Origin of the sequence: Paenibacillus sp. FSL H7-0942 (genome assembly GCF_045040715.1) — a bacterium.
Taxonomy (GTDB): Bacteria; Bacillota; Bacilli; order Paenibacillales; family Paenibacillaceae; genus Paenibacillus; species Paenibacillus amylolyticus.
Genome location: NZ_CP150279.1, coordinates 2,548,824 through 2,575,547, shown reverse-complemented (window position 1 = coordinate 2,575,547; position 26,724 = coordinate 2,548,824). Strand labels below are relative to the sequence as shown.

General features: G+C 46.1%; 22 protein-coding genes. All 22 read right to left on the bottom strand.

Annotation, left to right across the window (positions count from 1 at the left end; translation table 11 throughout):
• Positions 1-370: 370 nt before the first annotated feature.
• Positions 371-967 carry a dipicolinate synthase subunit B gene (locus tag MHI48_RS11645; RefSeq protein WP_062833836.1) on the bottom strand — a complete coding sequence of 199 codons (597 nt, stop codon included), beginning with the start codon at positions 965-967 and terminating at the stop codon, positions 371-373.
• Entirely contained in the window at positions 964-1,863 is a 900-nt protein-coding gene (gene dpsA / locus MHI48_RS11640) for a dipicolinate synthase subunit DpsA (protein ID WP_017689131.1), read from the bottom strand. The genes MHI48_RS11645 and dpsA overlap by 4 nt, the downstream gene beginning before the upstream one ends.
• Positions 1,864-2,021: 158 nt before the next feature.
• Positions 2,022-2,468, bottom strand: a complete 447-nt coding sequence (gene dut, locus MHI48_RS11635; RefSeq protein ID WP_017689132.1) for a dUTP diphosphatase — start codon at positions 2,466-2,468, stop codon at positions 2,022-2,024.
• Positions 2,428-3,711 carry a pitrilysin family protein gene (locus tag MHI48_RS11630; protein WP_036670399.1) on the bottom strand — a complete coding sequence of 428 codons (1,284 nt, stop codon included), beginning with the start codon at positions 3,709-3,711 and terminating at the stop codon, positions 2,428-2,430. The genes dut and MHI48_RS11630 overlap by 41 nt, the downstream gene beginning before the upstream one ends.
• Before the next feature lie 99 nt (positions 3,712-3,810).
• Positions 3,811-4,806: a polysaccharide deacetylase family protein gene (locus MHI48_RS11625; RefSeq protein ID WP_127543747.1), complete on the bottom strand. Its 996-nt coding sequence runs from the start codon at positions 4,804-4,806 to the stop codon at positions 3,811-3,813.
• 175 nt (positions 4,807-4,981) lie between these two features.
• The gene (gene pnp, locus MHI48_RS11620; protein ID WP_074094584.1) at positions 4,982-7,084 is read right to left on the bottom strand and encodes a polyribonucleotide nucleotidyltransferase; all 2,103 of its coding nucleotides are present in this window, start codon (positions 7,082-7,084) and stop codon (positions 4,982-4,984) included.
• Positions 7,085-7,343: 259 nt separating this feature from the next.
• Positions 7,344-7,613, bottom strand: coding sequence for a 30S ribosomal protein S15 (gene rpsO / locus MHI48_RS11615; RefSeq protein ID WP_036609297.1), 270 nt, complete (start codon positions 7,611-7,613; stop codon positions 7,344-7,346).
• Positions 7,614-7,772: 159 nt separating this feature from the next.
• The gene (locus tag MHI48_RS11610; RefSeq protein WP_076327368.1) at positions 7,773-8,711 is read right to left on the bottom strand and encodes a bifunctional riboflavin kinase/FAD synthetase; all 939 of its coding nucleotides are present in this window, start codon (positions 8,709-8,711) and stop codon (positions 7,773-7,775) included.
• A 70-nt stretch (positions 8,712-8,781) separates the two neighbouring features.
• A complete protein-coding gene (gene truB / locus MHI48_RS11605; RefSeq protein ID WP_036670396.1) occupies positions 8,782-9,705 on the bottom strand; it encodes a tRNA pseudouridine(55) synthase TruB in 924 nt (307 codons plus the stop codon).
• The gene (locus tag MHI48_RS11600) at positions 9,699-10,676 is read right to left on the bottom strand and encodes a bifunctional oligoribonuclease/PAP phosphatase NrnA (protein ID WP_405143995.1); all 978 of its coding nucleotides are present in this window, start codon (positions 10,674-10,676) and stop codon (positions 9,699-9,701) included. Before MHI48_RS11600 ends, truB begins: the two co-directional genes overlap by 7 nt.
• Before the next feature lie 19 nt (positions 10,677-10,695).
• The gene (gene rbfA / locus MHI48_RS11595; protein ID WP_017689140.1) at positions 10,696-11,055 is read right to left on the bottom strand and encodes a 30S ribosome-binding factor RbfA; all 360 of its coding nucleotides are present in this window, start codon (positions 11,053-11,055) and stop codon (positions 10,696-10,698) included.
• A 25-nt stretch (positions 11,056-11,080) separates the two neighbouring features.
• Positions 11,081-13,669, bottom strand: a complete 2,589-nt coding sequence (gene infB / locus MHI48_RS11590; protein WP_036609305.1) for a translation initiation factor IF-2 — start codon at positions 13,667-13,669, stop codon at positions 11,081-11,083.
• Positions 13,662-13,991: a ribosomal L7Ae/L30e/S12e/Gadd45 family protein gene (locus MHI48_RS11585; RefSeq protein WP_017689142.1), complete on the bottom strand. Its 330-nt coding sequence runs from the start codon at positions 13,989-13,991 to the stop codon at positions 13,662-13,664. The genes infB and MHI48_RS11585 overlap by 8 nt, the downstream gene beginning before the upstream one ends.
• The gene (rnpM, locus tag MHI48_RS11580) at positions 13,984-14,289 is read right to left on the bottom strand and encodes an RNase P modulator RnpM (RefSeq protein ID WP_036609307.1); all 306 of its coding nucleotides are present in this window, start codon (positions 14,287-14,289) and stop codon (positions 13,984-13,986) included. The genes MHI48_RS11585 and rnpM overlap by 8 nt, the downstream gene beginning before the upstream one ends.
• A gap of 25 nt (positions 14,290-14,314) precedes the next feature.
• Complete coding sequence (gene nusA, locus MHI48_RS11575; protein WP_036609309.1) at positions 14,315-15,412, bottom strand: transcription termination factor NusA; 1,098 nt, start codon at positions 15,410-15,412, stop codon at positions 14,315-14,317.
• Between the two features lie 123 nt (positions 15,413-15,535).
• Positions 15,536-15,997 (bottom strand): ribosome maturation factor RimP, encoded by a 462-nt coding sequence (gene rimP, locus MHI48_RS11570; RefSeq protein WP_036609311.1) that lies wholly within the window; start codon positions 15,995-15,997, stop codon positions 15,536-15,538.
• Positions 15,998-16,253: 256 nt separating this feature from the next.
• The gene (locus MHI48_RS11565; RefSeq protein WP_405143991.1) at positions 16,254-20,573 is read right to left on the bottom strand and encodes a PolC-type DNA polymerase III; all 4,320 of its coding nucleotides are present in this window, start codon (positions 20,571-20,573) and stop codon (positions 16,254-16,256) included.
• A 382-nt stretch (positions 20,574-20,955) separates the two neighbouring features.
• Positions 20,956-22,410, bottom strand: coding sequence for a proline--tRNA ligase (gene proS / locus MHI48_RS11560; RefSeq protein ID WP_091031854.1), 1,455 nt, complete (start codon positions 22,408-22,410; stop codon positions 20,956-20,958).
• A gap of 62 nt (positions 22,411-22,472) precedes the next feature.
• Positions 22,473-23,744: an RIP metalloprotease RseP gene (gene rseP, locus MHI48_RS11555; RefSeq protein ID WP_036609317.1), complete on the bottom strand. Its 1,272-nt coding sequence runs from the start codon at positions 23,742-23,744 to the stop codon at positions 22,473-22,475.
• 113 nt (positions 23,745-23,857) lie between these two features.
• Positions 23,858-24,997, bottom strand: a complete 1,140-nt coding sequence (locus MHI48_RS11550; protein ID WP_036670386.1) for a 1-deoxy-D-xylulose-5-phosphate reductoisomerase — start codon at positions 24,995-24,997, stop codon at positions 23,858-23,860.
• A 70-nt stretch (positions 24,998-25,067) separates the two neighbouring features.
• Entirely contained in the window at positions 25,068-25,862 is a 795-nt protein-coding gene (locus MHI48_RS11545) for a phosphatidate cytidylyltransferase (RefSeq protein ID WP_036670385.1), read from the bottom strand.
• A 16-nt stretch (positions 25,863-25,878) separates the two neighbouring features.
• Positions 25,879-26,646 (bottom strand): isoprenyl transferase, encoded by a 768-nt coding sequence (locus MHI48_RS11540; protein ID WP_017689151.1) that lies wholly within the window; start codon positions 26,644-26,646, stop codon positions 25,879-25,881.
• Positions 26,647-26,724: the final 78 nt, after the last annotated feature.

Sequence of the window (26,724 nt, the reverse complement as noted above, 5' to 3'; positions counted from 1 at the left end):
CCTCCATTTGTGTACGCAAGAAGACTGGACACGGGTCAAATCAACAAATGGATCACTCTAGGGAGCGTTCTGATGCGATAATTTCAGCATTTTATACGGCATTCCATGCCGCTCCTTATTTTCTGTAATTGTCTGGGACAATCGCAAATCAAAGGTCGCGGTTGTTATCGAGGTCATGATGCATACATTCACAATAGACCTCTCCCGCTTGCTTAACCTGTACTGCCCGCAAGCAGGAATGCCTTATAGACAGGAACGTGGACATAGTAGCTGTTCAATCCAGCATATTGTCCCCCATGATTTTCTTTGTCTCTCGAACCCTTCTTCATTTCTCCAAGCGTATAAACGTTGTCACCGAATCATTGTTCCATCAAGCCTGTGAAGAACGCTCCACAATCATCGGCTGCAACTGTTTGCCCTCAAGAGCACTCCAGCAAGCCTCTGGAATCAATTCCATTTTGGCGACTAACGAGTTTGGTTTTTTCACTGGATCGTCCTGCCCAAATGGCACAAAATACAAGTATTTAGCCACAAGCAATTTGGCGATATTCGCAGCATTCAAGCCCAGACCGTCATTCGTGGAAATCGCGAGCACAAGCGGACGCTGATTGCGCATCTGCGCTTTGGCTGCCATTAGCACTGGACTGTCGGTCATCGCATTAGCCAGCTTACTTGTTGTATTCCCTGTGCATGGAGCAATAACCAGCACATCAAGCAGCTTGGAAGGCCCTAATGGCTCCGCTTCAACAATTGTAGAAATGATATCATTACCTGTTATATCTTTCAACTGTTTTTGCCAATTTTGCGCCGTACCAAAGCGTGTATCCGTCGTCAGAACCGAATTCGAAATAATCGGAATGACGTTGGCACCTTCAGCTACGAAGCGGCTAATTACCGGCATAACCTCTTCAAACGTACAATGAGAACCCGTAATTGCATAACCTACCGTTTTTCCCTGCCAGTTCATGATTTAACCTCCCGTGCGTTCTGTTCTTCCAAAAGCAAACGGATCAACGCGTCGGCAATAATGCCGCCAGCCGTTTTGGGAGCAACAATGCCGGGGAGGCCAGGCGCAAGTAGCGCTTTGATACCGCGTTTGTCGGCATACCTGAAATCACAGCCGCCAGGAGCGGATGCGAGGTCGATAATGACAGCCTTTTGCGGCATTCTGGACAGGATTTGTGCTGTGATTATCATAGTCGGTATCGTATTAAAAAGCAAGTCAACTTCCCCGGTCTGAGCGGCCAAATCCGTTGTCATGAAAGGCTTCCAGCCCATTATTGTAGCGCGGGCAGCATCCTCTTCCCGCCTGATTCCCACCCGTACATTTGCTCCAAGTCCCTGCAGTGTTTTGGCCATTGTGAATCCTGTTCGACCAATGCCAAGCACAATGCATTCCGAACCATGGATTGTGAAGTCCGTCTCCCGAATAGCTATGGCGATGGCTCCCTCAGCTGTTGGAATAGAGTTATAAAGTGCAATATCATCACGATCAAGTACTTCAACAAGTCGCAGCCCATTTTCAAGACAAAGTTCGCGCAAGAACGGCTTTGCCATACCCGTGAACACAATACAATGCTCTGGTAATGCTGCAATATGTTCCTTTTTCAAATAGATCGGTGTGTCACTGAATGAAGTACTTACTTTTCCCTGCTCATCGCAACCGACAACAGGCAGCACGAGCACATCTGCGGAAGCAAACACTTCATCCTCCAGTTCCTGGTGCTCGATCCCTGGAATGGAACGTTCTATTTTATCGAAACCCACCACACTTACCGTTGCATCCAGCTCAGCGCACTTTTGAATGACTTCAAGCTGCCGCGCATCTCCGCCCAGGACTACAATCCGGACTCCGGTCAGCATCGGGACGTCACTCCTTTCACCACATGTATGCCTTATCGTATGCAGGGGCCCACAGGGGGGTGAAAACAATAATTGCATTCCACCGTCCGTTTCTCAAATGTAAAAAAGAGCCGCCCCTGTCAGGGACGACTCTAAAGTATGAGTAATACTTACGCTACTTATTTCCCGGTATGACCGAATCCGCCTTCGCCCCGTACCGTTTCCGAAAGTTCATTCACTTCCGTCAATTCAACCGCAGGCACGGTCTGGAAGACGATCTGTGCAATGCGCTCTCCCCGTACAATCGTGAACGGTTCCTGACCCAGATTAATCAACAGCACTTTAACTTCTCCGCGATAATCCGCATCAATGGTCCCCGGTGTGTTGAGGCAGGTTATTCCATGTTTGAAAGCCAGTCCGCTCCGAGGACGGATCTGAGCTTCCAATCCAGCTGGCATTGCCATCGCAAGTCCGGTAGGAATCAGCGTACGCTGACCCGGCTGCAATACAACGTCTTCCTGAAGTGCAGCTACTACATCAAAGCCGGATGCCAGCTCCGACATTTTTTGAGGCAGTTTAATATCTTCATTGCCCGGCAGTTTCTGTATTTGAACGTAATGCAACAAAATCATCCCTTCTCAATCCAGCGATCGTTTTATCTGAAGCGCCAACCATAGCAAGTGCAAAAGGTTCAGCAAACATCAGATCTAGTACCGCGTTAATATCGTCCATGGTAACTTGCTCAATTTTGGCAATCATCTCATCCAGTGTATGGTGTCTGCCCAGCATGAGCTCGTTTTTACCCAGACGATTCATGCGACTGCCTGTGCTTTCCAAGCTTAGAATCAAGCTGCCTTTCAGCTGTTCTTTTCCTTTACGAAGTTCATCTTCGGACAAGCCGTTAACAGCCAGGTCGCGTAGAACCTCTTTGGTCAGATCGAGCACTTCTTTGGTCTGTTTCGGTGCTGTACCTGCGTATATCGTGAAAAGTCCGCTGTCCGCATGAGAGCTATGATAGGAATACACGGAGTACGCAAGACCCCGTTTCTCACGAATTTCCTGGAACAGCCTGGAGCTCATGCCTCCACCAATGGCGTTATTCAGAACAACCATAGCGAATTGCAGCGGATCTCCGATTTTACAGCCCGGGAACGAAATACAGATATGATTCTGTTCCGTTTTCTTTTTGTGAAAGAGCTGTCCGCTTTGGAAGGCTGGCATCGTGACTGCTTCCGATACTCCATTTACATCAAAAGCACCAAAATGCTTCTCCATCAGATCGATTACACTGTCATCAATATTACCCGCGATACTAATGACCGTGTTCTCAATCGTGTAGTGCTCCTTCATATATGCACGCAGATGACTGGAATCCATCGCTTTGAGACGTTCTTCCGTACCCAGGATTGGGTATGCGAGTGGATGCTCACCATAGGCGGCCAAGGCCATCAGATCATGAACCATATCATCAGGCGTATCTTCATACATCGAGATTTCTTCCAGAATGACGTTTTTCTCCTTGATCAATTCACCATCATCCATTTTGGAGCGGAAAAACATATCAGACAATACATCAACCGCAATCGGCAAATGTTCATCCAACACTTTAGCATAATAACACGTATATTCTTTGGAAGTGAATGCATTCACGTTACCGCCAATCGCATCGAACTGCTCCGCAATCGCCTTGGCATCATAACGATCTGTTCCCTTGAATAACATGTGTTCAATAAAATGTGATACTCCGTTACTTGCAGGTTGCTCATTGCGCGAACCTGTCTTGACCCATATTCCGAAAGACACAGAACGGCAGGTCGGTATCTGTTCCATGACAACTCTGAGGCCATTGCCCAGCTGAATTTTTTTCATGGTTGGCCCTCCTACATCTCTATAATTGCCTTGATCTCAACCTTAAAATTGAAATCGACATTTGGTTCCAACTGTTTGATATTAACAAAAAAACAACGTTCACTCAACCGCAGACGTATTTACACGTTCCGAAGACAGCGTCTCACTTACTGTTCCGAGCACCAGACCTTTGGCCCGTATGGATTGAATCATGCCCTTTAAAGCTCCCGAAGAAGCAGCTGTAGGGTGCATTAGAATTAACGTTCCAGCCTCGGTATTTTTTGCAATTTTGGCAACAACGGCATCTGGGCTTGGCTTACGCCAATCCACAGTATCTACTGTCCATAACACGGTGTGCAGTCCCATGGATGAAGCAATGTCAACGGTCTTCTGATTAAAGTCACCGGAAGGCGGAGCAAACCAACGATTCTCTACGCCCAGTGTTTTATGGAGCAGATCCTGGGTTTTGCTAATTTCCAGCTTGGCCCGTTCTGCGCTCAATCGACTCATATTAGGGTGAGAATAAGCATGGTTGGACATCTCATGCCCACGTTTCTGAATTTCTTTAGCCAGTTCAACATTTTTGCTTAACCAACTTCCATCCAGAAAAAAAGTAGCCTTCACTTTCTCGGCATCGAGCGTATCCAGCATCGGTTTAATGTATTCGTTCCCCCAGGCCACATTAATCATAAAAGAAACCATCGGTTTGTTTGCATTCCCCCGATAGATCGGATGTGCACCCAAATCCTTAAGCTGGATCTCCGGCTCAATCTGACGGTAGACATACGCTATTTTGGTATTCAATGTTCCACTCAGCGCCTTACGGTATGTCGCTTCCACATCAATCTCCATGCCATTATAACCAGGAATCGCTTTCCATACCCGATCCACTCTGGCATTTACCGGAGCAATTTTCGTTTCAGCCGCTTTATCCCGAATCGCAGACAACAGCGCATCTTCTCCAGTTGCCTCCTTAAACATGTCAAAAGCATTTTGCGTACCTGGCCCATCACGGATCTCCGTAATGTATGTACGTACACTGCCAACTTGTCCGATCAATATGACCGCAGTCACACCCGCCAGAACAGCCGCCAGCTTTTTGGATTGGTTTCCCACAGCTCCATCCTCCCGCCGTCTTTGTCCCCATCATATGAGGACAAGGGCAAAAATATGAATGCTGAGCCATAGTTTCATCCTTGCTTTACGTATTTAAACGTTAAAAAAAGAGCCAGAAATTCACATTCTGTCTCTTCATTCAATCTATCCATTTATAACCTGTCGCTTCGGTATCCTAGGATTGAGCCGGAGCTTCAGCAGTCAAAACTGCTTTACGGGACAAGTTGATTCGACCTTGTGGGTCAATTTCCGTTACTTTTACCGTAATGGAATCACCGATAGCTACAACATCTTCCACTTTGGCAACACGTTCAGTTGACAGTTGCGAGATGTGTACCAGACCTTCTTTGTTCGGAAGTACTTCAACAAATGCACCGAATTTTTCTACGCGTTTTACTTTACCGACATAAATCTCGCCGACCAATACTTCGCGCACAATACCTTCGATGATCGCTTTGGCTTTATCATTCATCTCCTGGTTGGAAGAAGCGATAAAGACACGTCCATCCTGTTCAATATCAATTTTAACACCGGTTTCTTCGATGATTTTATTGATAATTTTACCACCTGCACCGATAACATCACGGATTTTGTCCGGATTGATATGCATCGTTGTAATTTTAGGCGCATATTGTGATAACTGCTCACGTGGAGTTTTCAAAATTTCGTTCATTTTGCCCAAAATGTGCATACGACCTTCTTTGGCTTGCGCCAATGCATCAGACAAAATTTGACGATTAATACCAGCAATTTTGATGTCCATTTGGATTGCAGTTACACCTTCAGGTGTTCCAGCTACTTTAAAGTCCATGTCACCGAGGTGATCTTCCATACCTTGAATATCACTCAGAATGGATACATGATCTCCATCTTTGATCAGACCCATAGCTACACCCGCAACTGGAGCTTTGATTGGTACACCTGCATCCATCATAGCTAAAGTGCTGGCACAGATACTTGCCTGAGATGATGAGCCGTTGGATTCCAGAACTTCAGATACCAAACGAATCGTGTATGGGAAATCCGTTTCGGAAGGGATTACTTTGGAAAGAGCACGCTCACCCAGAGCACCATGTCCGATTTCACGACGGCCCGGAGCCCGCAATGGACGAGCTTCACCTACGCTGAATGGTGGGAAGTTATAGTGATGCATGAATCGTTTCGTTTCTTCAAGACTGATTCCGTCCAAAATCTGAACATCACCCAGTGCACCAAGTGTACAAACGCTAAGTGCTTGCGTTTGACCGCGCGTAAACAGTCCTGTACCATGTGCACGTGGCAACAGAGATGTATCACATTCAATTGGGCGAATTTCAGCAAGTCCACGTCCATCCGGACGAACTTTATCATGCGTGATCAGACGGCGCACTTCTTCTTTGACGATATCGTGCAGAACTTCCTTCACGTCTTTGAACAATTCCGGACTTTCAATATATTTCTCTTCAAAGTGAGCAACGGTTTCGTCATTCACTACATCGATTGCATCTTGACGAGCATGCTTCTCGGCGATTTTAACCGCTTCGACCAGACGAGCGCTGGCGAATTCACGCACACTGTTGTTAACTTCAGCATTAACGGTACGCAACTTAACAGCCATTTTTTCTTTTCCAGCAACTTGTACAAGTTGTTCGATTACAGCAATAATGTTTTGGATCTCATCATGTCCAAACATGATTGCTTCGAGCATCACTTCTTCCGGCACTTCGTTTGCTTCGGCCTCAACCATCATGATGGCATCCTTGGTTCCTGCAACAACCAGTTCAATATCACTAACTTCAAGCTGTGCAATCGTTGGGTTAATGATGAACTCGCCATCAATACGTCCAACTTTCACGCCACCAATCGGTCCGCTGAATGGAACATCCGAAATGCTCAATGCTGCTGATGTACCAATCATTGCAGCGATTTGCGGTTCGCAGTCCTGATCCACACTCATAACGATATTCAGAACTTGTACATCATTCCGGAAGCCTTCCGGGAACAAAGGACGAATTGGACGGTCTGTCAGACGGCTTGAAAGAATCGCTTTCTCACTCGGTCTGCCTTCACGTTTAATAAATCCTCCCGGGATTTTACCTACGGCGTACAATCTTTCTTCATAGTTCACCGTTAATGGGAAAAAGTCCAGATCTTTCGGCTCACTTGATGCTGTCACGGTACACAATACCACGGTATCCCCGTATGTTACCTTAACGGCAGCATTAGCCTGCTTGGCCAAACGCCCGGTCTCAAGCGTAAGCTTTCTTCCACCAAGCTGCATTTCAACACGCTGTTCCATGAAACCCCTCCTTTTATTCGTTCCTAATTCAATGGATTCTGCATATTTACAGTATTTCCTGCTTGTCCTGCATTCATTAGCTATGTATGGATCTTTCAACATGCTAACCTGCACAACAAAAGCTCCTCACGGAGCCCCATCTACAAATATATGGCAACATGTTCATCTACAAAACAACCCGGCTGTAGGTTCCGCTTGTCCTTTTAGACAAAAGAATGACGGATAACAGCCAGGTTGATTTTGAAAACATGTACGATAATTAACGACGCAATCCGAGTTTTTCGATCAGTGCGCTGTAACGTTTAACATCTTTGTTTTTCACATAAGCCAAAAGCTTACGACGTTGACCTACCATTTTCAAAAGTCCACGACGTGAGTGGTGGTCTTTCTTATGCGTACGCAAGTGGTTTGTCAAACTTGTGATGTTTTCCGTAAGGATAGCAACTTGCACCTCTGGAGATCCTGTATCGGACTCGTGAGTTTTGTGCTCGTCGATCAGTTGTTGTTTACGTTCTTGAGTCAATGCCATCCTGTTCACCTCCTTCAATATAATCGCCATTAGCCTCGTCACCGCCGGTGAGAGCAAGCAACCAAGCCAAGGTTAATGTTGCCTCAATCGACAACGTAGTACAGTATATCATAATTGCCTAGTTAAAGTAAATGTAAACATGCATTTAATCCTGAACCTTTAAGATAACAGGCGGCCGGCAGTTAATGCATCTTCACGAATCTGGCTAATCAATGCCTCAATGGAGTCAAACTTTCGTTCTGCACGAATATAGTGAACGAGCTCAACCTTTAGTTCCTGGTCATACAAGTGTCCATCAAAATCAAGCAGGTGCACTTCAAACGTAGGTTTCATCCCACTTTCGTGAAACGTAGGTTTCACACCGAGATTCATTACGCCATGCAGTTCCTGTTCGCCATACTGCACACGAACAGCGTAAACACCCTTCGACGGGGTAACGTAATGATCCGTGAGTTCAAGGTTGGCTGTAGGAAATCCAATCGTTCGTCCACGCTTCTCCCCGTGAATGACGGTTCCTCTGATGCTGTAAGGTCGGCCAAGCCACTGACTGGCCTCATCCATCTCCCCACGCTTCAACAGGCCACGAATGAGAGAACTGCTCACTTTTTCACCATTCAACAAGAAAGGAGGAACGGTTTCCACCGTCATCTCTCCTTCTCCCAAAGTACGAAGAAGTTGTTCATCCCCTGCACCCTTGTGACCAAAACGGAAGTCAAAACCCACCACCGCTGTTCGTGTCTGAAGAGGAATCAACAAGTCGTGTACGAATTGTTGCGGCGTCAACCGTGAGAAATCTTCATTGAACTCCACCACATAGAGTACATCAACGCCCATTCCTGCCAAGATCTCTTCTTTATCTCTCAAGGGAGTTAAATAACCCTCGTAATCCCCTTTGCGCATAACTTCCTTCGGATGTGGATGAAAGGTCATGACCGCTGCCTGCATGCCCGTTTCCCGCGCAATGCGGACAGCTGATAAAATGACACTTGCATGTCCGAGATGCAGTCCGTCGAATTGACCAATCGCAAGCACTTGGGGCAGTGTGCTCAGCTCAGTCGAATGTAACGTCTGCGGATAGGTTAGCATTACGGTTTTCACAATCATTCACCTGCATTTCACTAGATAGGCCAAGCCAGAGCATCACCACAACTCCAAGCCCGAAACCTCTTTATTCCGGCAAAAAGACTTTAACTGCCCTCACCGTTGGTTTTAGTTCATCCCGTTCAAATATCCCCAGAAACGTACCATCCTGAGCATACAACCGCAATAAACCAGGTTGCTCTACAGGCGGTTCCAGAAGACGTGCAGACAGTTTCTGACCTTGAAGTGCTCCTTTGGTCTGTTCTTCTCCAACCTTATGGGCCGGAATTGAAGCAATAGCCTCGTCAACAGGAATCAGCGCCTCCGCCAAAGTCCCGTCAGCCATAAGTTGTTCCACTTCTTCAATTCGAAGACAACGATCTGCAGAGATACCTGCCGATATCGTACGCTCCAGTTGAACCATGGTTGATGGATATCCGAGTTGCCGGCCAATGTCTACACACAATGTCCGAATATAAGTACCTTTTGAACATAAGGCCCGGAAGGATATATCGGTGGTCTCACCCTGAGTCTCAATCCCTGTAAGTTCGAGCTCATAGATTGTGACCTCACGGCTCTTACGCTCTACCGTCTTACCTTCACGAGCAAGCTCATAAAGACGTTTGCCGTCTACCTTTACCGCAGAATACATGGGTGGTACCTGTGAGATCGTGCCCAGAAACTGCTCAAGCACCTGTTGAACCTGTTCCTGTGTTACTTCCACAGTCGTTTCAGCCCGCTCAATGACTTCCCCTGTCATATCCTCTGTGTCAGTAGACAGTCCCAATCTCAGCGTAGCCAGATATTCCTTCGGAAGCTCCTGCATGTACTCCACCACACGTGTCGCCCGTCCAAGACAGAGCGGCAGAACGCCTGTAACTTGTGGGTCAAGTGTGCCCGTATGCCCAATGCGCTTCATTTTGAGAATGCGACGCATTTTGGCTACAACATCATGAGAAGTAAATCCCGCCGGTTTATATACCGGAAGTACACCTTCAAATGGCTTTACCATTGTGAATTCACCTGCTTCAGTACTTTTGCGATAATATCATCAAGTCTGCCTTCCAGACGACATCCGGCTGCGAGCACATGCCCGCCTCCGCCAAAGGTCTGTGCTAGTGCAGCAACATCAATTTTACCAGCTGAACGCAAAGAAACCTTGACTGCATTCTCGTTGATGACTTTGAAAAAGATACCAACTTCCACGCCCTGAATGTTGCGCGGATAGTTCACTACCCCTTCAAGATCTTCATTAGCTGCTCCACAAGCCACCATATCATCTGGTGTAATAACAACCCAGGCTATCTTTCCATCATCTGTCATCTGCAGGCTTGATAGTGCCTGATTCAAAATCCGAACTTGCGGAAGAGTCACCTGCTCCAACAAGGTTTGGGCGAGATAGGGTCCATCCACGCCATGTTCAAGCAGTCTGGAGGCCGTTGTCATTACATTTGGGCTGGTGTTGGCATAGCGGAATCCCCCTGTATCGGTAAGCAATCCTGTATAAACTGCCGTCGCAACATCTTGATCCCATGTTACTTGGAACAGGTTAAGAAAATCGAACAAGATTTCAGCCGTTGCAGCAGCATCTGACTTAATGATGTTGACTGTACCATAACCGTCATTTGTAGGGTGATGATCAATATTCAAGATAACAGCATCATCTTCGAAATAATGACGTGTCAAACCTACTCTGGCAAAGTCTGCACAATCCACACAGATAACAGCTTTATATTTTCGCTGCGGTGGTTGTTCGGTCATGTTCACAATGTTGCCTGCTTCCCACAAAAATTGCATGCGCCCGGGGATTTCACCTTCATTAATCATCGTGAATGTCTTACCCAGACATGACAGCAGCCAGCCCACCGTTACCGTCGAGCTGACTGCGTCACCGTCCGGCTGTACATGCGACACGACCAGGTAATCATCATGCTCCAGCAGAAATTGCTTTCCGGCCTGGAGCGCCTGTTCATAAGTGTGCATTGCCGTCTCCTCTATTCTGTTACTGGGATTCGTTCTTGTCGGAACCAATATCGCCAAGCAGCTTCTCAATTCGGCTGCCATAAGCGATGGATTCGTCAATCTTAAATATCAACTCGGGAACATGCCGGAACCGGATACGTTTGCCCAGCTCCGAACGCAAAAATCCATTTGCTTTTGCCAGAGCTTTCAGCGTGTTATCTTTTTGTTCCTGTTCACCGAAGACACTCAGATAAACTTTGGCTTGCGACAAGTCTCCTGTCACTTCGACTCCCGTTACCGTAATAAAGCCGATACGTGGATCTTTCAGTTCAGACTGGATGAGCAGACTTATTTCTTTCTTGATCTGCTCGCCCACTCTACCTGTACGAATCTTAGCCATTGTTGTTCACCTCATGCTTCCTTGCTTATCGTTGTACTGTCTCCATAATGAAAGCTTCGATAACGTCGCCTTCTTTGAGATCATTATATTTATCAAGTGTGATACCGCACTCGTAACCTTGTGCTACTTCTTTGGCATCATCTTTATAACGTTTCAGGGAATCCAGCTTACCTTCGTAAAGGACAATACCATCACGAATCAGGCGTGCTTCCGCAGAACGCGTAATTTTACCCGAGGTAACCATACAACCAGCGATGGTACCCACTTTACTGATGGAGAACGTGCTCCGAACTTCAGCATGACCGATAACTTTTTCTTTGTAGATCGGATCAAGCATACCTTTCATCGCTTGTTCAATTTCTTCGATAACACTGTAGATCACGCGATGCAGACGAATGTCTACTTGCTCTTGATCTGCAGTTGATTTCGCCTGGTTATCAGGACGAACGTTGAAACCGATCACGATAGCATTGGATGCTGCAGCTAAAATGATGTCGGATTCTGTGATTGCACCAGCGCCGCTATGAATGATTTTCACGCGTACACCTTCAACTTCGATCTTCGCAAGGGAACCTTTCAATGCTTCAACCGAACCTTGTACATCACCTTTGATGATTACGTTCAGATCTTTGATCTCGCCATCTTTGATGTGCTGGAACAGATCGTCCAACGTCACACGAGTATGCGTACCCAGATCGGATTCACGTTGCGTGATCGAACGTTTGTCAGCGATGGAACGCGCTTTGCGCTCATCTTCAAACACCATGAATGGATCTCCCGCACCTGGAACTTCAGTCAGACCTGTGATTTCTACAGGTGTTGAAGGTCCAGCTTCTTTCAATTTGCGACCTTTGTCATTGACCATCGCACGAACACGACCGAAGCAGTTACCTGCTACGAAAGCATCGCCGACTTTCAATGTACCGTGCTGTACGAGGATACGTGCAACTGGGCCACGTCCTTTATCCAGCTCGGCTTCAATCACTGTACCACGGGCACGTTTGTCCGGGTTCGCTTTGTATTCATTCACTTCTGCAACCAGCAGAATCATTTCAAGCAGACCTTCCAGACCCATTCTTTGTTTCGCTGACACGTTAACAAAGATGGTATCTCCGCCCCACTCTTCCGGAACGAGTTCATAGCTGGTTAATTCTTGTTTCACTTTATCTGGATCAGCGCCCGGCTTGTCAATTTTGTTGACAGCCACGATGATTGGTAGCCCAGCAGCTTTGGCATGGTTAATCGCCTCAATGGTCTGTGGCATAACACCGTCATCCGCAGCTACGACAATAATCGTCATATCCGTAACTTGTGCGCCACGTGCACGCATCGCTGTAAACGCTTCGTGACCCGGAGTATCCAGGAACGTGATCTTTTTGTTGTTAATTTCAACTTGATATGCACCGATATGTTGCGTGATTCCGCCTGCTTCGCCATCGGATACGTTCGTGGAACGAATCGCATCCAGCAAAGTAGTTTTACCATGGTCAACGTGACCCATGATCGTAACTACTGGTGGACGAGCCTGCAAGTCAGCAGCATCATCATTCTCTTCCAGTGTTTCGAAACGGTCATCTTCAAGCACAATCTTCACTTCAACCTCAACACCGAATTCACCTGAAAGCAGAAGGATCGTTTCGATATCAAGCTCTTGGTTGATTGTTGCCATAACGCCCATAGCGATGAGCTTTTTGATAACTTCGGAAGCATCCTTGTGGAGCAACTTCGCTGTTTCACCAACGGTCATATCACCACGAACGATGATTTTCTTAGGTGTGTTATCAATTTTCTCACGTTGTTGGTACTGTTGTTGATTTCTGTTGCGGTTGTTCTTGCCACCACGGTTACCACGGAAGTTACCGCCACGGTTGTCATCATAACGACGTCCACCGCCACCGCTGTTCGAACGGTTACCACTATTGTTGTTGCTGCCAGTAGTACCACCTGGGCCGCTTCTACGTTGGCCTTGTCCTTGGCTCTGACCTTGGCCACCGCTACGGTTGCCAGCAGTACCTGTATTACCACCGCTGTTAGGGCCTGAAGTTCTTACTTGACCGCCACCGCTGTTATTCGGACGTTGACCACCCGTTCCTTGCGGACGGGATGCAGTACTGCTTTGTCCACCTTGAGCTGGTCTTGGACGGTTAGTTGATTGTCCTCCTTGGCTTGAGCCTTGGGAAGAGTTCGTTCTGTTGCGACTGTCTTGGCCGCTGGGTCTTTGAGTGCCATTGTTATTGTTGGAATTTGGTCTATTGTTCATACCTACCTGCTTTTCCTGTTGTATTTTTGTTTGTACGGGACTACCGGATGGGTTGCTGCTAATCGGCGTGTTCACTCCGCCGGCCGGCTTGTTGCTGTCCACTGGTTTGTCACTACGTACTGCCGAAGTTGCAACTGGTTTTGCATCGTTGCCTTGTTTCGAAGCAGCAGTGGATTTTATATCTTTAAAAAATTGTTCCACCTTACCGACTGAACCATTCTCCATGACACTCATATGATTGTTTACGGGAATTTCCAGCTTTTTAAGAATGGTTATAATTTCTTTACTACTCATATTAAGGGACTTCGCATATTCATAAACCCGCAATTTATCCTTGTTTTCCTGTTTACTCAATATACTCCACCTCCGACATTATACCGACTTGCTTGGAGATCATTTTTGCAAACCCTCGATCCGTTACTGCAAGAACAACACGCGTGTCTTTACCGATACTTGAACCCAGACTATCCCGGTCAAATCCGATCAACAGAGGAACCTTATAAGTTCCGCATTTATCGCGAAATTTCTTTTGTGTATTGGCTGAGGCGTCACCCGCAACAATAACCATTTTAGCTTCGGAAGAACGGATCGCTTTAAGTACAATTTCTTCACCTGTTACAAGTTTACCTGCACGCATAGAGAGTCCCAAATAAGACAGCGTTTTAATATTAGTCATGTTCACGCTCCTGTGCTGCTATGAATTCATCCTCAACCGCGATGAAGTCAGCTGCTAATTGCTCGTAAATTTCAGGTGAGACTTTGCCTTTTAACGCCCGATCCAAAGCCCGGTTTTTGAGTGCGAGCTTAAAACAGGACTCTTTGCCGCATAAATAGGCACCACGTCCGGATTTTTTGCCAGTCAAATCGATCAGCACTTCATCCTCTGGCGTTTTAACAATGCGAATCAGCTGCTTTTTGGGCATCATTTCTTGGCATGCCACACATTTGCGCAGCGGCACTTTTTTTGGTTTCATACGTCAGCGCCCCCCGTACTTTACTTTAGTCGACGGAGACGGAATCCTGATGCATTTCAGAAGAAGAATCTTTTTCTCTGCCGAATTCCTGTTCCGCCTGGCTCTCGCTCTTAATGTCGATTTTCCAGCCGGTTAATTTGGCTGCCAATCTGGCATTTTGGCCTTTGATACCAATTGCGAGGGACAGTTGATAGTCCGGAACGATAACCCGAGCCATCTTTTCTTCCTCAAATACATGAACTTCCAATACTTTGGAAGGACTCAGTGCATTAGCAACATATTCGTCTACCTGATCGGAGAAACGAACGATGTCGATTTTTTCACCGCGCAGCTCACCCACAATGGTCTGCACGCGCATTCCCCTAGGACCTACACAAGATCCAACTGGATCAACTTCCTCGTTGCGGGAGTGAACGGCAATCTTGGAGCGGAACCCTGCTTCGCGAGCGACGGAGCGAATTTCAACTACACCGTCAAAGATCTCAGGCACTTCCAGTTCAAAGAGACGTTTCAAGAGGCCCGGATGGGTACGGGACAAAATGATTTGCGGCCCTTTTGTCGTATTCTCGACCTTGGTGATATACGCCTTAATACGGTCACCATGAACAAACTTCTCGTTCGGCATCAATTCGGTCAGCGGTAAAGCCGCTTCGATTTTGCCCAGATCGATGTAGATATTGCGCAAATCCTGACGCTGCACCACTCCCGTAACGATATCTTCTTCCTTATCTACGAAAGCGTTGTAGATCAGGCCGCGTTCGGCTTCACGAATCCGCTGGGTCACTACCTGTTTGGCAGTTTGTGCCGCGATACGTCCGAAATCACGCGGCGTAACTTCAATCTCCGCAATATCTTCCAACTGGAAGTGTGGGTTGATTTCTCGTGCAGCAGGCAATGAAATTTCGGTACGTGAATCCAGGACTTCTTCCACGATCAATTTACGGGCATACACCCGAATAACTCCCGTATTACGGTTCATGTCAACACGCACATTCTGGGCCGTGTTGAAATTCCGCTTGTAGCTGGAAATTAGTGCAGCTTCGATCGCTTCAAACAGCACATCCTTGCTGATCCCTTTTTCCCGTTCCAATTCATTCATTGCTTCAATAAAATCCGTACTCATGAATGTTGATCCCCCTTTCAAACATGGCATCTCATACGTAAAACGGCGAAAGGCTCTGAACTCATGAGCACCTTGCCGTTATCGTGAGATGTGTCTTTTTCATTAATAAAGTGAACAAGGCACTTAAAACAAAATAGCTAGGCGCGCACTGGCAACCTTATCATAAGAAATGGCATGCTGTTTTTTGCCTGCTTCGATCACGAGTTCATCGTCATCAAAGGAAAGCAGCTTGCCTTCAAATTCCTTCAATCCGTTCACCGGCTCGTAGGTTGTAACAAAAACATTTTTGCCTACAGCTTTGGTAACGTCCTCAGGTTTTTTCAGTGGACGCTCCGCACCGGGAGAAGACACTTCAAGGAAATAGATGGTTGGAATCGGATCGTTCTCATCCAGCTTGGCGCTCAGCTTTTCGCTGATCAAGACACAATCGTCGATGTCGATGCCACCCTCTTTGTCGACATACACCCGTAAAAACCAGTTGCTGCCTTCTTTGACGTATTCGATGTCAACCAGCTCGAAGCCTTGTTCGTTCAAGTAGGGTTGGATCATTTCTTCCACGGTAGATTTAATGTTCGTTGTGCTCAAAACCAATAACCTCCAACTTAGGTTACACCAGCAAAAAAGCACTGGCAGATTATTCAATACCCAAGATTCTTGTATACCAAAGACTAAAGAGTGGGTTTCCCCACTCTTTAGAAATTCGTACTATCTCGTTCACTTCAAAAATTATAACATAGTCTGGTAATAGTGACAAGTAAGCGATGCTTCAGGCAGTTTACTTACTAATGAAGGAAAAATTACGTTCCCCCAACAATCGCTATGGTTAGATCCAAATTCAATCCTAGAAAAGGGAAAGCTGATTGCTCTCTGGCAAGCCACGGAAACATCCCATATTCGACAGGAGTTCAACAATGGTCTTACTTGCTTTCGACTTCTGCTGGAAGTCTTCCACTGACAGGAATTCACCATGATCTCTTGCCGCAGCAATATTGCGAGCTGCATTATCCCCGATTCCTGCCAAAGCTGAAAATGGAGGGATTAGTGTTTTTCCGTCAACGATGAACTTTGTCGCTTCTGAACGGTATAAGTCAATGGATTTCAGCGAGAATCCGCGTGCTGCCATTTCCAGACCCATTTCCAGGACAGGTAACATGTTTTTCTCTTTTGGAGGTGCCTGGAAACCTAATTGCTCAATTTCCGTAATTTTGCGATAGATCGCGTCATATCCCTGACACATCAGTTCGATATCAATCTCATCAGCTCGAACAGTAAAGTAAGTTGCGTAATATTCAATCGGATGATACAGCTTGAAGAACGCCGTACGTACTGCCGAAATAACATAAGCGGCCGCGTGAGCCTTCGGGAACATGTACTGGATTTTGAGACACGAATCAATGTACCATTGAGGCACTTTACAATTCTTCATCTCGTCAATCCATTCCTGTGGCAGACCCCGTCCTTTACGAACACTCTCGGTAATCTTAAATGCCAGACTTGCGTCCATTCCCGTTTTATAGATCAGGAATAACATGATATCATCCCGACAACCAATTACCGTCTTAATGTTACACGTTCCGTTCTTAATCAGATCCTGGGCGTTTCCAAGCCATACCCCTGTACCATGGGACAATCCGGAAATCTGCAGTAAATCGGCAAAAGACGTCGGCTGGGATTCAACAAGCATCTGACGTACAAACTTCGTTCCCATCTCTGGCACGCCAAACGTCGCGACTGGCGACCTAATCTGTTCCGGTGTAACACCCAGAGCGTCGGTTGAGTTAAACATGCTCATGACTTTGGGATCATTCATCGGAATGGTCGTTGGATCGACCCCTGTCAAATCCTGTAACATCCGCATCATAGTTGGATCATCGTGCCCCAGAATATCAAGTTTCAGCAAGTTTTCTTCAAAAGCATGATAATCAAAGTGTGTCGTTTTCCACTCCGCATTAACGTCGTCAGCCGGAAACTGAACAGGTGTAACGTCTTCGACCTCGATATAATCAGGTACTACGACAATACCACCGGGATGCTGACCAGTACTCCGTTTCACCCCAGTACAGCCAGAGGCCAAACGATTCAATTCAGCTCCACGCCATTTCTTCTGATGATGTTCCTCGTACTTCTTGGCAAAACCAAATGCTGTTTTCTCAGCCACCGTACCGATGGTCCCCGCACGGAAAACACTCTTCTCACTAAATAGTACTTTCGTATAGTTATGAGCATGAGGCTGATAATCACCAGAGAAGTTCAAGTCAATATCGGGAACTTTATCTCCCTTAAATCCAAGGAAGGTCTCAAACGGAATATCCTGGCCTTCTCCTTTAAGTGTGCCACCACAATCCGGACACTCTTTCTCTGGAAGGTCAAATCCACTCCGAACACTGCCGTCCAGGAACCACTCGCTGTGTTTGCATTCTGAATTCACACAAATATAATGAGCAGGTAGTGGATTAACCTCGGATATACCCAAAAATGTAGCAACAACAGAGGAGCCTACCGATCCCCGCGAACCTACGAGATAACCATCCTGATTCGATTTTTTAACCAAGCGTTCCGAGATCAGATAGTTGGCAGAAAAACCGTATTTAATAATTGGAATGAGCTCTTTTTCTAGTCGTGCCACGATTACTTCTGGTAATTCCTCGCCATAGATGGACTTGGCAGTGTCATAACAGGTATTACGGATTTCTTCGTCCGCACCTTCCAGAATCGGAGTAAACAGTTTGTCCGGGAATAACTTAATTTCCTCAAAACGATCAGATAACTCTATCGTATTTGTAACAACGACTTCGTAAGCCTTATCTTGGCCCAGGAACTGGAACTCTTCCAGCATTTCCTCTGTCGTTCTAAAATGTGCATCCGGTTTACGTTGATCTTTGAGTGGACTAAAACCTGTAATTCCGTGAATGGTGATATCCCGATATAACTTGTCACGCGGTTCCAAATAGTGCACGTTACCTGTGGCTATGACTGGTTTATTAAATTTTGCACCTATATCAATGACTTTACGGATCGCTGTTTTGATTTCTTCGGGTGTAGCCACCAACCCTTTATCCACCAAATGCATATACATGGTAAGTGGTTGAATCTCCAGTATGTCATAGAACTCAGCGATCTCTTCCGCTTCTTCGAGCGATTTGTTAAGCACCGCTTCGAAAAACTCCCCTTTTTCACAGCCCGATATAATAACAAGGCCTTCACGCAAATTAATCAGTTTTGATTTGGGAATGCACGGTACCCGCTTGAAATGTTCCGTATGAGAGAGAGATACCAGCTTGTATAGATTTTTCTTACCGACATCATTCAATGCATAGATTCCACAATGGAAAGGTCTTGTATTCGACAAGTCGACACCTACATAATCGTTCAAGCGATCAAGCCTCGTTAACCCTTTCATCTGAGCAGCATCATTTAATAATCCGATCAGTATACCCGCGAGTGCAATCGTATCATCAATGGCACGGTGATGACTTTCAAGTCCAACCTTATATTTATCTGCCATCGTATTCAGACGGTGGTTCTTATTTTTTGGAAATAACAATCGCGCCAGTTCCAACGTGTCAAGGACAGGGTTAGGAAGCTCTGGCATTCCAATTTGCTTCAGCGAAGCCTGGATAAAGCCCATATCAAAACGTGCATTATGCGCAACAAGCACACCATCACCAGCAAACTGCACAAACTCACGAATGACAGGCTCCAGCTCAGGTGCGTCTTTTACCATGTCATCATTAATATTGGTCAACTGCTGAATGTTGTAGGGAATGCGTTCATGCGGATTCACAAACGTTGCAAACCGGTCGATTTCTTTACCATCTTGCATCTTCACGGCTGCAATCTCAATGATTTTGTTCTGTGTTACCGACAAACCTGTGGTCTCGATATCAAATACGATGTATGTTGCTGTTTGGAGATCCAATGGCTGAGGAGCCATTACAACGGCAACAGAGTCATTCACGACATTGGCCTCGAGGCCGTAGATCATTTTAATCCCGTTTTTCTTAGCAGCCTTGGAAGCCTCGGGATATACCTGCACCCCACCATGATCAGTGACTGCAATCGCCTTATGTCCCCACTCTGCTGCCATTTTCACGTATTTGTCGATTGAAGTTACAGCATCCATCGTACTCATCGTAGAGTGCAAATGGAACTCCACCCGTTTCTCTGGTGCATTATCTTTGCGAGACGGCGGTGCTTTAACTTCAATCAAATCCGATGGAATCATGGCCAGTTCAGGAATTTGCATAAACCGGTCATATTCTACACGACCACGCACTTTTACCCATTTACCGTTAGCCAACAAACTGAGAATTTTAACATCCTCTTTTGTTTTGGCAAACATCTTCATTTGCATGGAGTCCGTGAAGTCGGTCAGGTAGAAGGTAAACAACGTATTTCCGTTTCGCAGTTCTTTACGATCCAGTCCAAACACCGAACCTTGAAGCGTGACCTTTTTCTCTTCATCCTGGATTTCCTGCATAGGTACTGCAGGTTCCTTGATGTCATAACCCATTTGCAAACGCAGATCACCCTGCTCCTCATCCACCGGGATTTCTGTGTCTACTTCACTCATCATCTTCTCGATGACCTCAAGTTCTTCTACACGTTTTTGGGCTTGGAACTGTTCCATGGCCTCTTTATTGCTTCCCACTTCACCCACTTGCATCTTGATGCGAAGAGGTAGATGAAAGTATTTTTCATAGAATTTCGTAATAGCCTGATCAATCTGTTTCTTACGAGCCAATTCCATCGACGTTGCATCACTCATTGTCAGTTGTAGGAGATCCTCTTCACATTCAAAGGTTGTCCGGTTCATCCAACCATTTACAGATGGAATCTCACGGGTAACCCACTCAAGAAAGAGATTCCAATATTCACTGACGATATCACCATTTTGTACTTGGTCCGTGTATTTGAAGCCAAATGAAATTTTGGCGATATGATTCATTTTCTCTTGGATATGCAGGCAAAATGTGCGATAGATTGGAGCGGGTACCAACGTATCCTTTGCAATCAGAATATTCCATTCCCGATTACTTCGATTAGTCTCTACTTGTTCAATCCATCCATCCAAAAAATAGGGCTCTAACAGACCAGCCGGAAGCTCTGCCTGTTTCATCAACAACTCAAACCGTTTTCTTTTCTCCTCGAATCCGCTCATCGTGTTCCTCCTTGTACCCCCTTAAAGCATGAAAAGCCCCTGCATTCAAAAATGTCACCGATCCGAACTCGCACCGACTCATTTTATCCGACAGAAGCTCTCCATTCATTACTCTTACAGTCCGTACGTGCCATTATATACATTGAACAAAAAGATATTTACACTTACCACTCCGATAACAGAACAACCTTCCGATCGCTGTTACCCCCAGATTTTTTGATTCCCATTTACAAAGGGGAAAATCCGGGGATAAAGGCGCAGCGTATGCTTCCGATGTAGCTATCTTTCAGAAAGCTTTTAGCTCCACTTCTTCAGGTTATTTCTGTTCTCTACGTTCTCATGTAAATGTTTAGTTCAATGTATATAGTCAGGTTATCCTGACTTAATACGCTCTTGCAAACACAACCGTGTGTTCTGCCTGTTCACCACAAGCCAGGCACGTATGTTTTTCTTCCGCAGGCTGGAACGGAATGTTCCGGCTTGTTGCACCTGTGACTTCTCTTACTTTATCTTCGCAAGCTTCTGAACCGCACCATCCGGCCAGTGTAAACCCACGTTTATTTTCCATCAGTTCTTTCATCTCATCGAGTGTATCCACGGAATAGAAGTTATCCGACATAAATGTGCGAGCACGCTCTAACATATCTACCTGGATCTGTGTCAGCATAGCCTGGATCTCTTCTACCAGGTTCGCTTGTTCTACCACTTTCTTCTCACCTGTGATCCGTGATACGAGCACACAAACGCCATTTTCCATATCACGTGGACCAATCTCCAGACGAATCGGAACGCCGCGCATCTCGTATTCATTGAATTTCCAACCTGGGCGAACATCGCTGCGATCATCCATTTTCACACGGACTCCAGCTTTTTTCAACTCAGTGAACAGCTCATCTGCACGCCCAACAACAGCATCACGTGTTTTCGGAGGCCCAATTGGAATCATGACCACTTGAGTCGGTGCGACTTTAGGAGGAAGTACGAGACCACGGTCATCTCCATGAACCATAATTAATGCACCGATCAAACGTGTGCTTACTCCCCATGAAGTAGTGTAAGCCAGCTCCAGCACATTATTCCGGCTAAGATACTGGATTTCAAATGCTTTTGCAAAGTTCGTCCCCATGTAGTGAGATGTACCTGCTTGTACTGCACGTCCATCCTTCATCATGGCTTCAATCGAGTAGGTATCCACCGCACCTGCAAACTTCTCGGACTTGGTTTTCTGACCCACAATTACAGGAATAGCCAAGTATTCCTCAACCACTTCACGATAAATCTCAAGCATTTTCATCGTTTCTTCACGTGCTTCTTCTTCCGTCTCATGCGCTGTATGACCTTCCTGCCACAGGAACTCACTTGTGCGAAGGAAAGGCAATGTTCTTTTTTCCCAACGAACTACGTTAGCCCACTGGTTGATCAGTACCGGAAGATCCCGATAAGACTGAATCCACTTGGAATACATGTGACCAATAATCGTTTCGGATGTAGGACGGATTGCCAGACGTTCTTCCAGCTTCTCTCCGCCAGCTTCCGTAACCCATGGTAATTCAGGGTTAAAACCTTCCACATGCTCTTTTTCCTTTTGAAAGAAGCTCTCAGGAATGAACATCGGGAAGTATGCGTTACGATGACCCGTTTCCCGGAAACGACGATCCAACTCATCCTTAATATGTTCCCAGATTTCAAATCCGTCTGGTTTGAACACAATACAACCGCGTACTGGTGCATAGTCCATGAGATCAGCTTTTTTGATAACATCAATGTACCAGCGTGAGAAATCCTCACCCTGTGGTGTGATTTCAGTCACGAACTGTTTATCATTTTCCTTTGACATAAGACTCCAGCGTCCTCCCATAACGACTATCTCTGAATGTCCAGAGCGTAGTCCAACCGTAATTATCCGTTAATTAAACGTAATATATCATTGTAAGTTACTGCCAGCATCAACACAAACAACATCGCAAATCCGACGAAATGCACCATGCCTTCGCGATTGGGATCAACAGGTCTGCCGCGCAGCGCTTCAATTCCCAAAAATACCAGACGACTGCCGTCCAGTGCAGGTATTGGTAGCAGGTTGAAAATCCCAAGGTACAGACTCAAAATCGCTGCCCATCTCGTTAACTGTTCAATCCCTTGTTTAGCAATTTGTCCTGTCACTTCAAATGTGCGAACTGGACCACCGATATCATCCATGTTGAACTGATTGATCAGATGTTTAAAACCTTCAAATATTATTTTGGTTGTATCAACCATGGCCACGCCTGAGACTTTAAATGTCTCTACAAATCCAACAGATCGGGTTGGTAACGTAGGTACGATTCCCACTTTACCGCCCTCTTGTCCTTCTACAGCACGTGGAGTAATCGTTATATTAAACGTATCCGAACCCCGGCGCAGCGTCCATTCCATCGGCTTGTCTTTGGAATCGGCAATCATCGACACCATTTTTTGTGAATCCGTACCAATTGCAGTACCATTGATGGTTTCGATAATATCGCCCTTTTGCAGGTTCGCCTCATCGGCTGCCCCACCTTCAAGCACTTCACCAATTACAAGATTTTTTGGATTTTCCACTGGAACTCCTGCCATCTGGGCATATACAGCAAACAGCACAAAGGCCAAGATAAAGTTCATGAGTGGGCCCGCAAAAATAGCCAATGCACGCTGTCCAACAGTTTTGCTGCCGAATTGACGATCTTTCGGTGCAATCTGCGTTTGTTTACCACGACTTACCAACATTGCTTGAGGATGAATACGATACTCCTGAATCTCTCCATCTACATCGAGTTGAAGCTTCAGCGCTCTCTCCATATCAATGGAGATGACTTCACCACGTATTACATTTTTACGGTTATCCAGCTGATCCAGATAGATCATCTTCACCTGGTCATCCGCTGATCTTACCGCAATGGTCTGTCCTTCCTGGATCTCTACCAGTTCCGGATCTTCCCCTGCCATCCGTGCATATCCACCAAAAGGCAACAAACGCAATGTAAACTGGGTCTCGTTTCTTTTATATGAGAACAATTTGGGACCAAAACCGATCGCAAACTCCCGTACAAGAATACCGGCGCGTTTGGCAAAATAATAATGCCCCCATTCATGAACCGTCACGATGACAAAGAACATGAGCACCGTTAGAAATACCACTTGTATGGTTTCCAATCCCTATCCATCCTCCTTCACGGCACATACCGCAGTCTGTCCCTCTAGATTATCATTATTCTCTGATGCCGCACAAGAGAATCACTTCTTCCAATTTGTTATGAAAAAAGAGATTACAGACTCGCCGCAAGCTTACGGCTCTCCTGATCACAACGCGCGATCTCCTGAAGATCAGGCTCGTCCACATTGTGGTGTGCTTCCAGCACAGAAGCAATAATATCTTCTATTTTAAGGAATGAAATCTCTTTACGCAAGAAACGGGCTACAGCAACCTCGTTGGCTGCATTAAACGCCGTTGTTGCGGTTCCTCCCATTTTACCACACTCATACGCCATTCTTAAACACGGGAACCGTTCCATATCCATATCACGGAAATGTAATTTCCCAGCTTGAGCAAGAGACAGACGCTGTGCCGGTGATGGCAAGCGGTCAGGGTAAGTCAGTGCATATTGAATTGGAACTCGCATATCCGGATTCCCCAGTTGTGCGATGATGCTTGTGTCATCAAATTCCACATAGGAATGAATAACACTCTCTGGGTGAAGCAATACATTAATCTGATCATATCGAAGACCAAATAACCAATGTGCTTCAATGACCTCGAGCCCCTTGTTAACCATCGTTGCCGAGTCTATCGTGATTTTGGAGCCCATTGACCAATTTGGATGTTTAAGTGCATCCTCTATAGTCACGTTCTTTAACTGTTCACGGGTAAGATCACGGAATGATCCACCTGAAGCGGTGAGCGTGATGCCTGTCAGGCGTTCTTTGTTTTCACCATTTAAACATTGGAATATAGCAGAGTGCTCACTATCAACGGGCAGTAAAGAAACTCCTTTGGCAGCCGCTCTTGTCGTAACGATATGCCCCGCTGTAACCAATGTCTCCTTATTGGCCAGTCCGATCTGTTTGCCTGCATCTATGGCAGCAAGCGTTGACTCCAATCCAACACTGCCCACCACCGCTGTAACAACCGTATGCGCATCGGTTCCTGCCGCAACTTCTACGAGTCCTTCGTTGCCATAAAATAGTTGCGTTCCTGCTGGCAAATGTGGAGCTATCTTCTCCGCCAGTTCTTTGGACCCCACTGATACTTTCTTCGGCCGGTAACGTTTGGTTTGTTCGATCAGCAGGTCTGTATTGCCTCCGGCAGCCAGTCCCTCCACTTGAAAGAGTTCTGGATGCATGTCAACTACATCCAGTGTCTGGGTTCCAATGGAACCGGTTGACCCAAGAATCGCAATTTTTTTCATGCTGCACCTCATCTTTAATTATCCAATGCCTACGGCGAACAATGCTGTTATCTCAGACTCATGTTCTTCTTTAGTAGGGCAGTAGCATTAGTATATGTACGAATGGAAAAACAACAATCCAGCTGTCGCACCGATCAAGAATGCCTCCATGCCCTGGGAGAAGACTGCCTGAATCCTTGATATTATATACACGTTTGTATGCAGACTGGATCAAGTCACCCATCTGACCTACAACTGCACAGGCAATTCCGATCACAATCGCTCTCTGCCAGGAAAGCAAACCATCTGATACTAATGCAAAAATAACAGAAGTAACAATTGCAATTACGATGCCACCCAGTGCACCCTCTATAGTTTTGTTTGGACTGATAGAAGGCCACAGTTTGTTTTTACCAATGAGTTTCCCTACAAAATAAGCTCCTGCATCACTGGCCCATATGGAGCCCAGCAACAGGAACGTCCAGAACAACCCATGATGCAGATGTCTGGATTCTGCAATGTAATAGAAACCGATCCCTATATACAACACGCCGAGGAAAAGCATGGCCACTGTATTCACGGGAACCTTATTTTTGGTGACAACCGAAGCTGTCATCAGTACAAGCATTACTATCCAGATGACCTGAAATAAGGATAGCGGTCTTGCCTCCCAAAACATTTCCCAAGGAAACACAATGGCAAACACACCAGCATATCCAATCAGGGCCACACCTGAAAAAGGCATCACCCCGGTCATTTTAACAAATTCATAATAACCGATGAGAGCCATAAGCAATACCAAACCATGGTACCAGGGTCCGCCCAGCATGCAAAAACCTAAAAACAACACACCTGCTATGATTCCTGTCGTTAGTCGCTGTTTCAACGGCTTCATCCTCCATCTATTTCAAACCGCCGTAACGCCTTGTTCTGCGCTGATATTCGGCTACTGCTTCAAGCAAATGCTTTTTGCCAAATTCGGGCCAGTATATATCCGTAAACCATAATTCACTATATGCAAGCTGCCAAAGCATAAAGTTGCTTAATCTCAACTCTCCGCTCGTCCGGATCAGCAGATCCGGATCAGGCATGTCAACCGTCAGCATATGTCTATCAATGAGTTCAGGTGTTATATCCTCTGCCGATAGTTCCCCCGATTTCACCTGCAGAGCGATCTGTTTAACACAGTCCGTCATTTCACGACGACTTCCATAGTTCATTGCAAAATTCAAAACGAGACCTGTATTATGTTCCGTAAGACGAATGGCTTCCCGCAAGGCATTAATGGTATGAGAAGGTAAATGTTCCTCTTGACCCATCATGCGAATGCGCACATTTTTTTCTATAAGTTCATCCAGCTCTATAGCTAGAAATTCTTGCGGAAGTCGCATCAGAAAATCCACTTCTTCTTTTGGACGCGTCCAGTTTTCTGTCGAAAAAGCGTACATCGTCAGATATTTGATGCCCAGTTCATCCGCCGCGATGGTCGCACGTTTGACCGCCTTCATGCCATTTTGGTGCCCGGCTATACGCGGCAGCCCCAAACGTTTGGCCCATCGTCCATTGCCGTCCATGATGATGGCGACGTGCTGCGGGATATTGTCCTCGGATATAGTCAGCGTTTCCTGCTTGTCAGCCCCATTCCACCACGACCGAACCCGTTTGATCATTCCTGTTCCTCCAAAATCCCTGAAGTTTCTTTATCTGAAGCTTGGAAAAAGAGACAAAACCCCACCGTATTGGAGGGG

Coding starts and splice junctions, on each gene's coding strand:
- MHI48_RS11550 (WP_036670386.1), bottom strand. CDS start 24,997: ATGAAAAAAATTGCGATTCTTGGGTCAACCGGTTCCATTGGAACCCAG.
- proS (WP_091031854.1), bottom strand. CDS start 22,410: ATGTCAAAGGAAAATGATAAACAGTTCGTGACTGAAATCACACCACAG.
- MHI48_RS11565 (WP_405143991.1), bottom strand. CDS start 20,573: ATGAGCGGATTCGAGGAGAAAAGAAAACGGTTTGAGTTGTTGATGAAA.
- MHI48_RS11585 (WP_017689142.1), bottom strand. CDS start 13,991: ATGACTAATATTAAAACGCTGTCTTATTTGGGACTCTCTATGCGTGCA.
- dpsA (WP_017689131.1), bottom strand. CDS start 1,863: ATGCTGACCGGAGTCCGGATTGTAGTCCTGGGCGGAGATGCGCGGCAG.
- MHI48_RS11540 (WP_017689151.1), bottom strand. CDS start 26,646: ATGATCAAACGGGTTCGGTCGTGGTGGAATGGGGCTGACAAGCAGGAA.
- rpsO (WP_036609297.1), bottom strand. CDS start 7,613: ATGGCATTGACTCAAGAACGTAAACAACAACTGATCGACGAGCACAAA.
- pnp (WP_074094584.1), bottom strand. CDS start 7,084: ATGGAACAGCGTGTTGAAATGCAGCTTGGTGGAAGAAAGCTTACGCTT.
- MHI48_RS11645 (WP_062833836.1), bottom strand. CDS start 967: ATGAACTGGCAGGGAAAAACGGTAGGTTATGCAATTACGGGTTCTCAT.
- MHI48_RS11600 (WP_405143995.1), bottom strand. CDS start 10,676: ATGCACACTTATGAACAGGCGCTCCAGGCCGGAAAGCAATTTCTGCTG.
- nusA (WP_036609309.1), bottom strand. CDS start 15,412: ATGAGTACGGATTTTATTGAAGCAATGAATGAATTGGAACGGGAAAAA.
- MHI48_RS11630 (WP_036670399.1), bottom strand. CDS start 3,711: ATGAAAAAAATTCAGCTGGGCAATGGCCTCAGAGTTGTCATGGAACAG.
- rnpM (WP_036609307.1), bottom strand. CDS start 14,289: ATGAAACCAAAAAAAGTGCCGCTGCGCAAATGTGTGGCATGCCAAGAA.
- truB (WP_036670396.1), bottom strand. CDS start 9,705: ATGGTAAAGCCATTTGAAGGTGTACTTCCGGTATATAAACCGGCGGGA.
- rbfA (WP_017689140.1), bottom strand. CDS start 11,055: ATGGCTAAGATTCGTACAGGTAGAGTGGGCGAGCAGATCAAGAAAGAA.